Here is a 13627-nt window from a genome sequence, read left to right as displayed (position 1 = left end):
AGATACGAACAAAAGACGGCATTTAATCAGCAGCTTCCGCTCCTTTTTTGCGCTTTCTTGTGCTAGGAATCATGCGAAAGCATCTGCTGGCTGAGACGTATCATTCATATCCCCATGAGTTCCTCCTTTTCACATCATGCCCCGAATCTGGAGCATGCGTTTTTGACGCGCCGCGAACTGCTGCAACGCGTGGGCATGGGCTTTGGCACGATGGCGGCCGGCTCCTTGTTCACTTCGCAGGCTTCCGCAGCCACGATGGACCCGATGGCGGTGAAACGGCCGCACTTTGAGCCGAAGGCCAAACGCGTGGTGCATTTCTTCATGAACGGCGGGCCGTCCCACGTGGACACCTTCGACCCCAAGCCGATGCTGGACAAGTACGATGGCAAGCCGCTGCCGAACGTGCTCAAAACCGAGCGCCCGACCGGGGCGGGTTTCAAATCCCCCTTCAAATTCACCAAACGTGGTGAGTGCGGGCTGGAGGTGAGCGAGGTCTTTGAAAAGACCGGTGCCTTTGCGGATGACATGTGCGTGATCCGCTCGATGCACGCCGACGTGCCGAACCATGAGCCCTCCCTTGGCCTGATGAACAGCGGCGAAGGCCGGCTGAACCGCCCGACGATGGGCTCCTGGGTGACCTACGGTCTGGGCAGTGAAAATCACAACCTGCCCGGCTACATCGCCATGTGCCCCGGCGGCATGCCAACGCGGCGCACGAAGAACTGGCAGTCGGCCTTCCTGCCCAGCGCCTATCAGGGGGCCTACATTAATACGGAGGACACCCGGGTGGAAAAGCTCGTGGAATTCATCAAGAACGGCTCGCTCGATTTGAAGCAACAGCGCCGCCAGCTGGACCTGCTGCAGGAGCTGAACCAGCGCAATCTGGTGCAGCAGGACCGCGACCAGCAGCTGGAAGCCCGGGTGCAGAGCTATGAACTGGCCTACCGCATGCAGATGGAGGCCACGGACGCCTTCGACATCATGAAGGAGCCGGAATCGATGCGGAAAATGTACGGCGACCACGCTTTTGGCCGCCAGTGCCTGATCGCCCGGCGTTTGCTGGAGCGCGGGGTGCGTTTCATCCAGCTCTGGACCGGAGCGGGCCAGCCGTGGGATAATCACGATGAAATCCTTGAGCACCGGAAGCTCGGTCAGCAGACAGACGGGGCGATTGCCGCGTTCATGAGCGATCTGAAGCAGCGCGGACTCTGGGATGACACCCTGATGATGTGGGGCGGCGAATTTGGCCGCACGCCGGCGGTGGAACTGCCGACGCCCGGTGCCAATGCTGGCAAGCAGCACGGCCGTGACCACAACCACTACGGATTCACCATGTGGCTGGCGGGCGGCGGGGTGCGCGGCGGCTACACACATGGCTCCACCGATGAATTTGGCTTCCAAGCGACCGAAAATCCGGTGCATGTGCATGACCTGCACGCCACGATTTTGAACATCCTGGGCTTCGATCACGAAAAGTTCACATACAAGTATGCCGGACTCGATTTCCGCCTCACGGGTGTGAACGAGTGCAAGGTGGTGCGGGAACTGCTGGCCTGACGGGACCGGGAAAGCCAGCCACCGGCCCCTTGCAAGGCTGGCGCACACGTTTACAGTCGCCGCCTCATGCATCGAAAAATCTTCTTCGCCCTGGCTGTGCTGGTGGCACTCGTCTTCACGATGACCCTCAAAGCCCAAGCCCAGCAGCCTGCGCCAGCCGCTGTTCCAGGAGCCGCCGTGGCCACGCATGCTCCCGCCGAAGACAATCCCTATGGGGACGTGCTGACCTTTCAGGGATTCGTCAAGCGCACCGGCGTCATGGCCTACCCGCTGATCATTCTGTCCATGATCGCCTTTTTCATGATCGTGCTGTTCGCCTTCACGGTGCGTCAAGGCACCGTGGTCAGCGATGCGTTTATGAATTCAGCGGACGCCCTGATCCGCAAGCAGGACTACCTGGGGCTGCTGGCGGTCTGCAACCGCCGCAACGAATGCATCGCCCGCATCACCTCAAAAACGCTGGACTTCGCCACGCGCAACCCGACGGCGAGCTTTGAAGAGGTCAAGGAAGTCACCGAGGCCGAGGGCAACCGCCAGTCCAGCCTGCTGCTGGCCCGCATCGCCTATCTGGGGGACGTCGGAGCCATCGCTCCCATGCTTGGTCTGCTCGGCACGACGCTGGGCATGATCACGACTTTCCATGAAATCTCCGGCAAAGGCGTCGGTGGTTCGAACCAGCTTGGCCTTGCCCAAGGGGTGTCCGAAGCGCTGCTCTGCACGGCCTCGGGCCTCGTCATCGGCATTCCATCCCTGATGTTCTACGCCATCTTCCGTGGCAAGGTGAACCGCCTGATCTCCGAAATGGAAGCTGCGACGACCCATCTGATGGCCCTGCTCGCGGTGCAGTACAAGCGTGCCGCACGCGCCGTGGCCGGTCAGTAAACAGGCAGATCACCACCCGCGATGAACTTCCGCAAACAGCATTCCATCGAACCCTCGCCCATGCAGCTCGCGCCGCTGGTGGACGTGCTGTTCCTGCTCGTCATTTTCTTTGCCGTGACCTTCCAGTATGCCAAGGAGGAGCAGGTCATGGACGTCAGCGTGCCTGCCGCCGACGAAGGCAAGGAGAAGGAGTCCCGCAATGTGGGCGAGATCATCATCAACATTAAAAAAGACGGCGAGATCCTCGTCAACGGCCAGAAGTTCAACACCGACGAGTTGCTGGTGAAACTGAAGAACATCGTCGCCCTCTACAAAGACCAGGCGGTGATCCTGCGGGGTGATGAAGGCACCCCCTACCAGAACGTGATCCGAGTGCTGGACACCTGCCAGAAGGCTGGCATCTGGAACATCGCCTTTGCCACGCGCAAACCTGAAGCCGACCAACCTGCTGCCACGCCCAAGTGAGATGACCGCCGCGAAGTTCCCAACCGCCTCGCGCAGTCATGCGCCCCGTTTCATTCCAGCGCTTTTCTGCCTGGTGGCGTTTTCGTCCATGGCCCAGCAGCCCGCCCCGCCGCGTGCCCTGCCGGTGGAAGATGATGTGCCGAAGGCCATTCCTGTGAGCCCGCCGAAGGCACAGCCCGTGCCGGATGCGCCGCCGAGGACCAAGGGGCCTGATGATGACATGTTCGACTTTGCCACGCTGGCCTATGACCGCCAGGAGTGGGGCATGGCCGCGCAGTCGTATGCGAAGTACCTGCAGCAGTACCCCAGCGGCAGGCAGGTGCCGGACGCGCTCTATCGCATTGGTGAGTGCTACATGAAGCAGAACCAGCTCAAGCAGGCCGCGGGCTATTACGAGGAAGTCGTAAACCGCTATCCGGACAGCGAGGGCGCCCCCTCCTGCGCCTATCGCCTCGGCGCGATGATGTTCAACGATTCCAAGTTTGCCGACTCGGCCAAGTTTTTCGGTTTTGCCGAGACCAAAACCAAGAGCGCCGCCGTCCGGCTGGCCGCCGCCTACAACAGAAGCCGCGCCTATGAAATGCTCGGGGACAAGGCCAAGCAGGCCGCCGCCTTGAGCAGTGTGATCGCGGTGAAAACGGAAAATCCTTACCGCGAAACTTCGCTGCTCACGCTCGGCAGCATCTATCTCGGTCAGGACAAAAAGGCCGAGGCACTGCCTATTTTTGACGAACTCGTCAAGACCAGCGCCGACCGTACCATCATCGCCGAGGCCAGCATCCGCGCGGCGGTGCTCTATGCCGAGCTGCAGAAGCCGGAGGAGTCCATCGCGATGTTTGAAAAGGCGCTGCGCATGCCGGAGACGACCGAGCAAAACCGGGCCATCTCCCTCGTGGGCATCATTCAGGCGCTGTTTGCCAAGGGCGATTACGACGGGGTGATCGACTACTACAACAAGAACTCCGAGATCCTGCCGCAGGGAGACTCACGTGCGAAGATGCTGCTGCTCGTCGGCCACGCCTACCGCATGCGGAAGAGCTACGCCCGCGCCGTCGAAGTTTACCTGCTCATCGAGCAGTACCATCCCGACACTGAGGAAGCCTTCAGTGCGGGATACTGGAAGCTGTACTGCTTCTACCTGCTGAATGACAAAGACCTGGGCGAGTTCGCCACCGCCTTCATCACACGTCAGGCACCGAAGCACCCGAATCATGAATACCTTTCGCTGGCACGCCTGATCCGCGCTGATTTTTACTTCAACAAAGGCAACTACCAGCAGGCGGCGCTGAGCTACAACGATGTCAGCATCGACAAACTGCCCGAAAAGCTGCGCCCGGGCACGCTCTTCAACATGGGCTGGGCTCAGGGCGAGGCCGGACGCCATCAGGAAGCCGTGGGCACCTTCACTCGTTTCATCAACGAAAATCCCGGGCACGAATTCCTTCCCAAGGCCTACGCTCGCCGTGGCCTCGCGAACCGTGATGCCCGCGATCTGCCGAAGGCCAAGGCAGACTTTGAATTCGTCACCAAAGAATTTCCCAAATCCGACGCCTGCGAACTTTCCTGGCTGCAGCTCGGCTTCATCGCGATGGAGCAGAAGGATCCGAAGGCCATGATCACCGCCTTTGAAACATTGCTGAAAAAATTCCCCACCACCACCGCCGCCGCACAGGCCTACTATGGCATCGGCCGGGGCAACTTTGACCAGAAGATCTACGACAAGGCCGTCCCTGCCCTGCGCCGCTCCATTGAACTCGACAGCAAGGGCTACCTCGAAAAGTCCAGCCAGCTGATCATCCTCTGCGACTACGCACGCCAGAACGCCGACAATCTGGCCAAGACCATCGACAGCTACCTGCAGTCCAAGCCCGAAGGACAGGTGCCCCCGAACATTTTGAAATGGCTCGGTCTCAAGCTCTACAGCAGCGACGATTTCAAACGCGCCGCCCGCTTCCTCGAACTTGCCGTCACGCCGCAGAACCCGGAAAACACCGAACCCGTCGTGTGGAACTACCTTGGCATGGCGCAGCTGAACAACCAGAAGTACGACGCCAGCATTCAAGCCACGGACAACTTCCTCAAATCCGAACCCGACAGCGCGACGCGCTCACGTGCGCTGCTGACCAAGGGCCGCGCCCAACTGGGCAAGGGCCTCTTTGAGGAAGCGGACAAGGTGGCCCAGGAAGCGCTTCAAGTCGTCAAAGATGGCAGGCTTCAGGCCGAACTCCTCATCCTCGAAGGCGACATCTACGCGGCACAGGGCGACAAGCTCGCTGCTGAAGGCCAGAAGGATGCCGCTGTGGGCAAGTGGAAGGACGGAGCCGCCAAGTATGCCGTCCCCAGCCAGTTTTTTGACGATCCGGATGTCACTCCCAGCGCGCTCTACAAAGCCGCCAAGGTGTTGGAGAAAGCCGGAGATTCGGCCAAAGCCAAGCAGATGCTGCAGCAGCTTCAGCAGCGTTATCCGAAGTATCAGCCGAAGTAAGCAACCGGGGAACTTGTGACGCGAGCGGTCTTGGTGATCACGACCGCTTGTTGCGATCCCAGCTTTCACCCTGACCGCGTTTACCGCCGTCTCCGCCGCCAAAGTTTCGCGGCGGGCGATCCTCCTTCGGCCGCGCCTCGATCACGCGCAGGGGGCGTCCACCGACATCCTTGCCATTCAGCGCATTGATCGCCGTGAGCGCTTCGGTTTCCACCGGCATCTCCACGAATCCAAAACCGCGTGAGCGGCCGGTCTCGCGATCTTTGACGAGACGGGCGCTGGAGACATTGCCGAAGGGGGCAAACTCGCTTTGCAGATCCTCATCCGTCAGGGTGTAGGGAAGATTGCTCACATAGAGGTTCATCGCATCAGGTATCGAAGACGAGCCATGGAGCACGTGTCAGAGAACAGGTCATGGCGTGAACCCGATTTTCCGTGTCTGCGTCCATCGAGGGACGCACACGATTGGGAAGGTACGCGCTGGGCGGAGGGGTGTCAAACCGTCCCTGCGCCGCCAAAACCGCCCCACGGTCCGGTGGGGAAAGTTTCAGTTGCGGAGAATCCATGAATTCGTATCCGAGTTCCACGTCCCATATCAACACGCGCACCATGAAATACATTCTCACCCTCGTCGCCTCTCTCAGCCTGCTGGCTGGCGTTTCCTCTGCCGCCGAACCGCTGAACACCGTTTGCCCCATTTCCGGCAAGCCTGCCAGCCCGGCCATCACCAGCACCTACACGAAGACCGTGGCCGTCTGCTGCAACCGCTGCAAAGCCCAGTTCACCGCTGCTCCCAAGGGCTACCTCAACAACATCCTCGCTGCCACCGCCGGCCAGTGCCCGCTGAGCAAAAAGAAATCCGATCCTTCCATCACCGTGACCTACACACGCCAGGTCGCTTTTGCGGATGCCGCCAGCAAGGCCGCCTTCGACGCAGCGCCTGACAAGCAAATCAAGGAAGTGCGCCAGTAACCGGGAGCTTTCATTTCACCCCACAAGCGGAGCTGCGGCATGCGGCTCCGCTTTTTTCATGCCTGTATGATTCAGCGTGTCTTCGAATGCCGTTCCCCTTAGTCTCCCAATCTGTGAAAGCCAAAGCTGCCGCCACATCTGCCATCGATGCATTACGCGATCTTTTCGACGTGCTGCCGGATGTGCAGGCATGGATCAAGGATGCGAAACGCCGCTATCTCTGGGTGAACCACACCTTCCTGCTGAATTATGGCATGCACCGTCTGGACGAGGTGCTCGGCAAAACGGATGATGATCTCTCTCCTGCGCACCTCGCGGCGCATTTCCGTGCAGGCGATGAAGCGGTGCTGGCCGGGCAGACGGTGCAGGGCCGCCTGGAACTCGTGGGCCGCTTTGATCACACCGCCTCCTGGTGTTTCACCACCAAACGTCCCGTGTGCAATGCGAGGGGCCGCATCGTCGGCACTGCTGGCATCACGCGCGCACTGGATGCCGCGCAGATTGATCAGCGCAGCGACATCCGCCTCGGCATCGTCATTGCGCTGATGACCCGCCGCCTCGGTGAATCTGTGACGAATGCTGACATGGCGCGCGCCGTTGGCATGTCGCCACGCGCCTTCGAGCGCAGCTTTGTGCGCGAGTATGGCCTGCCACCGCAGCAGTATCTGAAGCGCCTGCGCATCCAGACCGCCTGCCGCCTGCTCGTGGATACGCGCGAGTCCATTGCCGCTGTCAGCCTGCGCTGCGGCTTCGCGGATCAAAGCCACCTCACGCGCGAATTTCGCCGTGTCACAGGCCTCACGCCGGGTGCGTATCGCGACAAATACGCTGCCGCGAATATTCCACGCCCTGCCGTTTCTGTTCTATCCCGGCGCCGGACGAAGCGATAGCATCTCCGCACCATGAAGCTCCAACCAGGCACCACCATCGTCAAAAACGGCCAGCTCGTCGATGGCACGGGCAGACCAGCCGTTCCAAATGCCGCTGTCATCATCACTGGTGGAATGATCAGCTACGCGGGTCCTGCTGCGGATGCCCCACCGGCTCCGCCTGAGGCACGCGTCATTGATGCCGGTGGTGGCACGATCATGCCGGGGCTCATTGAGGCGCACATCCATCTGACCTATTTCAATGTGTCTGAGCTGCAGGATCTCGATATCAAGTTCCCTGTGGAATACGTCACGCTGCAGTCCGCCGTGAATGCCAAGACCGCGCTGGAATGCGGCTACACGGCCGCGCGCAGCGGCGGCTGCCTGCACAACATCGACGTATGGATGAACAAGGCCATCGAGGAGGACATGATCCCCGGCCCGCGCCTCAGCACCAGCGGCCGCGAAATCTGCGGGGCGGGCGGCTTGATGGACTGGAATCCTGACTACCGGCGCATCGGCATGGAGGGCATTGTCTTCATCGTGAACGGTCCCGAGCAGGCGCGCACCGCCGTGCGCAAACTCGTCAAAGATGGCATCGAGTGGGTGAAGACCTATCCCACGGGAGATGCAGCCTCTCCTGACATCAATGACCACCACACGCTGTGCATGACCTTTGAGGAAATGCATGCCGTCATGGCCACGGCGCACAACCACGGCCTCAAAGTCACCGGCCACTGCCGTGCCACCGAGGGCATCCGCAATGCGCTCAAGGCTGGATATGATGCCATCGAGCATGGGACCTTCATGGATGACGAATGCCTCGATCTCCTGCTCAAGCGCAACGTGCCGATGTGCCCCGGCCTCGGATTCGAGCTTTTCAGTGTGCAGCGTGGCAAGGAGTTCGGCCTGTCCCAGCGGGTACTCGACGGCCATCAGGAAACTCTCGAAGCCGGCGCTGAAAGCTGCCGCAAAGTACTCAAAGCCGGTGGGATCATGGGCCTCGGCGGCGACTACGGCTTTGCCTGGACGCCGCACGGCACCTACGCCCAGGAGCTGACTTTCTTTGTGAATTACGTCGGCTTCTCCCCGCTCGACACGATCAAGTGCGCTACGCTCGGCGGCGCGAAGATGATGGGGCGCGAGAAGGAGATCGGCACCCTCGAAGCAGGCAAGCTGGGCGATGTCCTCGTGGTGAAAGGCGACGTGCTCAAAGACATCTCCATTCTCGAAAACCGCGACAACCTCCTGGCCGTCATGCAGGGCGGCGTGGTGAAAGCTGGAACACTGGTAGAGCCTGCGAGTTTCTAATGCACCGTTTCGTTCCATCGTCATGAAGCCAACCCTTCTCCTCGCCGCCCTTCTGGCCACCCATTCTTTCTCCGCCGATATCCAGGTGGAAAAGCTCGGCTCCGTCCTGCACTTCAGCAGCGGTGGGAAGACGATCTGTGATTACCAAATGGAAGCAGGCGAGGTGCCTGAAGGCGTGTCTGCTGTTTTCAAACACGGCGCTCATCTTCATCCGGTCCATTCGCCGAGCGGCAAGCTCGTCACGGCCAATCATCCCGAGGATCACCGCTGGCATCGTGGGATCTGGATGGCGTGGACAAAGACGGAGTTCGGCGATTCACATCCCGATTTCTGGAACCAGGGCAAAGGCGACGGCAAAGACAATAGCGGCGACCAGATCCTTGCCGAGGTGCGCTTCGCCAACCTGGACAAGAGCTGGGGCGGGGCTGACGGCGGCGGCTTCATCAGCCAGCATTTGTTTCTAGATCACAGTCACGCGCCCGTTCAAAAGGTGCTCAATGAAACGTGGGAGGTGGCTGTTGCTCAAAAAGAACTCGATGGCACGCCCACCAACATCATTGATCTCACCAGCACGCAGACTTGCGCGGGCAACCAGCCGCTCAAGCTGCCGAAGTATCACTACGGCGGTCTTGGTGTGCGCGGCAACCTCGCCTGGAATCCGGTTGATGCCGTCACGATGCTCACCAGCGAAGGCCATGACCGACTCAAAGGCGACTCCACCAAGGGCAAGTGGGTTCACATTGGCGGGCAGGTCGATGGTGCACCGACTGGCATGGTGATCCTGATTCATCCCTCAAACTTCCGCTTCCCTCAGCCCCTGCGCCTGAATCCCAAAAACCCGCAGCTCTGTATCGCTCCATCGCAAGATGGCGACTGGTCCATCGAGCCCGGCAAACCCTACGTCTCCAAATACCGCATCCTCGTGTTCGACGGCGCTCCTGATGCCAAGTGGATCGAGGCCCAGTGGGCAACCTATTCCAACACCAAGTAACCTTCTCCCCCATGCTTTCCCGCTTACTAGCCTTCGTACTTTTTGCGTCCGCATTCGGTCAATCCCAGGCAGCCGACGGCCTCTTCGACAAATCCAACCTCGCCGCATGGTGCATCGTACCATTTGATGCGGGCAAGCGCGGCCCGGAAGAGCGCGCGGCCATGCTGGAAAAAATGGGCGTGAAGAAATTCGTCTATGACTACCGCAAGGAGCACATCCCGCAGTGGGACGACGAGCTGAACGCGCTCAAGAAACACCACATCGAGCTCATGGGCTGGTGGTTCCCGACCGTCTTCAATGATGAAGCAAAGCAGACGCTCGAACTCTTCAAACGCCATGGCGTGCATCCGCAGCTCTGGGTGAATGGCAACGGCGGCCCCATCCAGGTCAAGGACGAGGCGGATCAGCAGGCCCGTGTGACCAAAGAGGTCGAGCGCCTGCAGCCGATCTGCGAAGCCGCGGCACCGCTGGGCTGCCAAGTCACGCTTTACAACCACGGTGCCTGGTATGGTGAGCCGGAAAACGCTATCGCCATCGTGGAGGCTCTGAAAGCCAAAGGCATTAAGAACGTGGGCATCGTTTACAATCTGCATCATGGCCATGGTCATCTGGACCGCCTCGCCAAAGTGCTGCCACGCATGCTGCCGCATCTGCTGTGCTTCAACCTCAACGGCATGGACATCGATGGCGAAGCCAAGGGCCGCAAGATCCTCCCTCTCGGTGTGGGCACGGAAGATGTGAAGGTGCTGCGCATCGTGCGTGCGAGCGGTTACTCGGGCCCCATCGGCATTCTGAACCACACCAACGAAGACGCTGAAGGCCGCCTGCTCGACAACCTCGACGGCCTTGCCTGGCTCGTGCCTCAGCTCGATGACAACCCTCCCGGACCGAAGCCCATGTACCGCACCTGGAGCGACAAGCCTGCAGCCACCAGCTTCATCACCAAACCCGCCATGACCGGCGAGGGCGTGCCCTCTTTGAACAAGGAATTCGGCGAGGCGCTGAAGGGCAGCTACTTTGAGCAGGACAACGAGCTCTTCCGCGCGCTGCCGCTCACCATCGAGTGCCGCGCCATGCTGACTGGCAAAGATCACTACAACATCCTCATCGCCTCCGACGCCAAATCATCTGCCACGCATTGGGAGCTCTACACGCATGCGAAACGCGGCACGCTCGCGCTCTTCATGCCCGGCCGTGGTGGTGACTTCGACTCGCAGGTGAATGTCTGCGACGGCAAGTGGCATGACATCCTCGCCAGCATCGACGAAAAGAGTGTCGTGCTTTGGATTGATGGCAAACAGGTCTTTGAAAAGCCTGTGCAACCGATCAAGGGCACGCCCAAAGCAGGCGGCATTGCTTTCGGCAGCCTTGTGGATGGCAGCATCGGCTGTGACGGCCTCATTGACGATGTGCGCATCGCACGCGGCGTGATGAAACCGCGCAAGGGCACCGCTCCGCGTCTCCGCATGGACAACACGATCGGCATCTGGGACTTCGATCATCTCGACGCGCTCATGCCGCCCAAGGCTCCGCCACCCGCCGCCTTCAAGCCCGACCTCAAACCGCTGCATCCCGAGGACAACGTCCACTGGCAGGAATTCGTCAATCGCGAGCGTGTCTTCGACTTCTACGGCAAGCAGGCGCTGCAGTTCATGAAGCAGAAACCGCTGCCCGAACTGATCCCGCAGTTCCCCGGTCTCGATGGCGGCCAGCAGGGCCACTGGGGCAATCAGAACGATCAGGTGACCTGGAAGGATGGGCGCTTTGCGAACTCTGACCTCGGCAGCGTCTTTAGCTGTGTTTTCAAAGGCGGGGGGGCCACGATTCCGAAGGGAATTTGTGTAAGGTCAGGAAATAAATCAGCCTGTTTTGATCCTGAGCTTTGCGCTTTTGTCATCGGATGGCAGGATGGCTTCATTCGACTCAACGACAATCGCCACGGTTTTATGGGTGGCGGGCAACTGGTTGGCAAGGTGCTAGGCACCATTACCAAAGGTGATTTTTCTCAACGAGATTATCTTGGCTTTTATCGACATGGGAACGGAGTCCTATTCTCATACTCGCTCAAAGGTCGTCGCTATCTGTCCACGATGGATGCTGAGCATCAGGAACACGAAAAGCTTGCACATCTAACCAAAGGCGGCCCAGCCCAATGGCCGCAGTGGATCGAAACCCAAGGCAAGCTCGGCACCCAGCAGCCCTTCGCCACCGATACCATCGAACTGCCTTTCAAAAATCCCTACGGCACTCTGTTCTTCATCACGGCGCACGATTTCTTCAGCGACGGCAGCGCCGCCATCGCCACGATGACGGGCGAAGTCTGGCTGGTGAAAGGCATTGATGAGAAACTCGATAAGATTCGCTGGAAACGCTTCGCTACCGGGCTGAACCAGCCGCTGGGCATGAAAATTGTGAAGGACAAGCTCTACGTCCTTGGCCGTGATCAGATCACCTGCCTGCATGATCTGAATGGCGATGACGAGGCCGATTTCTACGAGTGCGTGACCAATGCCATGCAGACCTCCCCCGGCGGTCACGACTTCATCGTCGGACTCGAAACGGACAAGGAAGGCCGCTGGTATTTCGCTTCGGGAAATCAAGGTGTCTGCCGTATCACGGGCCGCGACAACCTCGAAGTCCTCGGCACCGGCTTCCGCAATCCGGATGGCCTCGGCATCTCGCCGGATGGCCGGTTCATCACCACCAGCGGGCAGGAGGGCGACTGGACACCCGCTTCATCCATCTTTCAGATTGAGCTGGACCACAATCTCGGTGCCCACTTCGGCGCGGGTGGTCCGAAAAACGGCCAGCCTCCGGAGCCGGTGCTGATGTACATGCCGCGCGGTGAAGACAACAGCGCGAGCAGCCAGGCCTTCATCACGAGCGAGAAATGGGCAGCTCTCAAAGGCGACGGCAATTTCGTCCACCTCTCCTCCGGCGGTGGCAGCGCGTGGCTCGTCATGCGGCAGAACGTCAAAGGCCGCTGGCAGGCCGCCTCCGTGAAGATCAGCGGTAACTTTGACTCCGGCCCGCAGTGCGCGCGCTTCAATCCGAACGACGGCCACCTCTATGTGAACGGCATGCAGGGCTGGGGCAGCTACACGCCCAAGGACGGCTGTTTCCAGCGTGTGCGCTTCACCGGTGGCGAGAAACCGGTGCCCATCGGTTTCGAAGCCCGCGACAATGGTGTGCTGCTCCGCTTCAACCAGCCCGTGAAGGATGCCGATGCCGCCACCTGCTTTGCGCAGTGCTGGAACTACCGCTATGGGCCGCAGTATGGCTCGCCCGAGTATTCTGTGAAGTATGCTGATACACCTGGCCATGATCCGCTGGAAGTGCGTAGCGTGCAGAAGCTGGACGGCGGTAAGACGCTCTTCCTCGAAATCTCGCAGATCGTCACCGCGAGCCAGATTCATCTCCATGTGAGCACTGGTCACGACCTCTTTCTCACCGCGCACGCTTTGGCCGAACCCTTCACCGAGTTCCCCGGCTATGCCAAGATCGCAAAGACCAATCACGCTGCTCAAATCGGCCTTGAAGCACCGAAGCCGGCCAAGGTCAATCCGTGGGCCAAAGGCGAAGGGGGCCGCGAAATCATCATCGAGGCCGCTCTGGGCCTGCAATACGTGCAGAAGCAGCTCACCGCGAAAGCCGGTGAAAAACTCACCATCGTTTTCAAGAACCCCGACGTGGTGCCGCACAACTGGATGCTCGCCAAACCCGGCACGCTGCAAAAGATCGGCAACCTCGCCAACCTCATGATCACCGATCCGCAGGGGCTGGCCAAACACTACGTGCCGGATTCCGACGACGTGCTCGCCTACACGGACATGACGAATCCGCAATCCAGCTTCACCATTCACATCACCGCCCCGAAAGAGAAAGGCGAGTACCCTTACCTCTGCACCTTCCCCGGCCACTGGATGGTGATGAATGGCGTGCTGAAGGTGGAGTGACCCCAGTACAAGCCTCCAGCTTAGCACGGAAGGCATGCATTCCACGTGGCTCACATTGGCATATTTTTTAATGAAGCTAGTTCATTGGACTCAAAGCCGATGAACTTCATTTAACAGTGAACTTTTTTGCCCTTTGCAC

At 59.9% G+C, this 13627-nt stretch carries 10 protein-coding genes; 9 read left to right on the top strand and 1 reads right to left on the bottom strand.

Going from position 1 to position 13627, the window contains the following annotated elements; genetic code table 11:
• Positions 1-114 precede the first annotated feature (114 nt).
• The 4 genes from AC24GY_RS26390 (at position 115) to AC24GY_RS26375 (ending at position 5389) form a co-directional block, all read left to right on the top strand.
• The gene (locus AC24GY_RS26390; protein ID WP_422319600.1) at positions 115-1557 is read left to right on the top strand and encodes a DUF1501 domain-containing protein; all 1443 of its coding nucleotides are present in this window, start codon (positions 115-117) and stop codon (positions 1555-1557) included.
• A gap of 66 nt (positions 1558-1623) precedes the next feature.
• Positions 1624-2439 carry a MotA/TolQ/ExbB proton channel family protein gene (locus AC24GY_RS26385; protein ID WP_487689152.1) on the top strand — a complete coding sequence of 272 codons (816 nt, stop codon included), beginning with the start codon at positions 1624-1626 and terminating at the stop codon, positions 2437-2439.
• 21 nt (positions 2440-2460) lie between these two features.
• Positions 2461-2904 carry an ExbD/TolR family protein gene (locus AC24GY_RS26380; RefSeq protein WP_422319596.1) on the top strand — a complete coding sequence of 148 codons (444 nt, stop codon included), beginning with the start codon at positions 2461-2463 and terminating at the stop codon, positions 2902-2904.
• A gap of 88 nt (positions 2905-2992) precedes the next feature.
• Entirely contained in the window at positions 2993-5389 is a 2397-nt protein-coding gene (locus AC24GY_RS26375) for a tetratricopeptide repeat protein (RefSeq protein WP_487689150.1), read from the top strand.
• A gap of 37 nt (positions 5390-5426) precedes the next feature.
• On the opposite strand, the gene rbp is transcribed toward AC24GY_RS26375, so the two are convergent.
• Positions 5427-5753 carry an RNA-binding regulator gene (gene rbp, locus AC24GY_RS26370; RefSeq protein WP_487689148.1) on the bottom strand — a complete coding sequence of 109 codons (327 nt, stop codon included), beginning with the start codon at positions 5751-5753 and terminating at the stop codon, positions 5427-5429.
• A 245-nt stretch (positions 5754-5998) separates the two neighbouring features.
• Here rbp and AC24GY_RS26365 point away from each other — a divergent pair, with 245 nt between their 5' ends.
• The 5 genes from AC24GY_RS26365 to AC24GY_RS26345 all read left to right on the top strand — a co-directional run bounded on the left by AC24GY_RS26365 (position 5999) and on the right by AC24GY_RS26345 (position 13488).
• Complete coding sequence (locus AC24GY_RS26365) at positions 5999-6361, top strand: hypothetical protein (protein ID WP_487689146.1); 363 nt, start codon at positions 5999-6001, stop codon at positions 6359-6361.
• A gap of 113 nt (positions 6362-6474) precedes the next feature.
• Positions 6475-7251, top strand: a complete 777-nt coding sequence (locus AC24GY_RS26360) for a helix-turn-helix domain-containing protein (RefSeq protein WP_487689144.1) — start codon at positions 6475-6477, stop codon at positions 7249-7251.
• Between the two features lie 12 nt (positions 7252-7263).
• Positions 7264-8541 carry a metal-dependent hydrolase family protein gene (locus tag AC24GY_RS26355; RefSeq protein WP_487689142.1) on the top strand — a complete coding sequence of 426 codons (1278 nt, stop codon included), beginning with the start codon at positions 7264-7266 and terminating at the stop codon, positions 8539-8541.
• A 22-nt stretch (positions 8542-8563) separates the two neighbouring features.
• A complete protein-coding gene (locus AC24GY_RS26350) occupies positions 8564-9532 on the top strand; it encodes a DUF6807 domain-containing protein (protein ID WP_487689140.1) in 969 nt (322 codons plus the stop codon).
• An 11-nt stretch (positions 9533-9543) separates the two neighbouring features.
• A complete protein-coding gene (locus AC24GY_RS26345) occupies positions 9544-13488 on the top strand; it encodes a LamG-like jellyroll fold domain-containing protein (RefSeq protein ID WP_487689138.1) in 3945 nt (1314 codons plus the stop codon).
• The last annotated feature ends 139 nt before the right edge of the window (positions 13489-13627 follow it).

The sequence above is a fragment of the Prosthecobacter sp. Pr1 genome (assembly GCF_057652315.1).
This window is presented reverse-complemented; position numbering and strand designations above follow the sequence as displayed.

Bases quoted from the DNA above. Each gene is read 5' to 3' on its own strand.
- AC24GY_RS26390 (WP_422319600.1), top strand. From the start codon at position 115: ATGAGTTCCTCCTTTTCACATCATGCCCCGAATCTGGAGCATGCGTTT.
- AC24GY_RS26385 (WP_487689152.1), top strand. From the start codon at position 1,624: ATGCATCGAAAAATCTTCTTCGCCCTGGCTGTGCTGGTGGCACTCGTC.
- AC24GY_RS26380 (WP_422319596.1), top strand. From the start codon at position 2,461: ATGAACTTCCGCAAACAGCATTCCATCGAACCCTCGCCCATGCAGCTC.
- AC24GY_RS26375 (WP_487689150.1), top strand. From the start codon at position 2,993: ATGGCCCAGCAGCCCGCCCCGCCGCGTGCCCTGCCGGTGGAAGATGAT.
- rbp (WP_487689148.1), bottom strand. From the start codon at position 5,753: ATGAACCTCTATGTGAGCAATCTTCCCTACACCCTGACGGATGAGGAT.
- AC24GY_RS26365 (WP_487689146.1), top strand. From the start codon at position 5,999: ATGAAATACATTCTCACCCTCGTCGCCTCTCTCAGCCTGCTGGCTGGC.
- AC24GY_RS26355 (WP_487689142.1), top strand. From the start codon at position 7,264: ATGAAGCTCCAACCAGGCACCACCATCGTCAAAAACGGCCAGCTCGTC.
- AC24GY_RS26350 (WP_487689140.1), top strand. From the start codon at position 8,564: ATGAAGCCAACCCTTCTCCTCGCCGCCCTTCTGGCCACCCATTCTTTC.
- AC24GY_RS26345 (WP_487689138.1), top strand. From the start codon at position 9,544: ATGCTTTCCCGCTTACTAGCCTTCGTACTTTTTGCGTCCGCATTCGGT.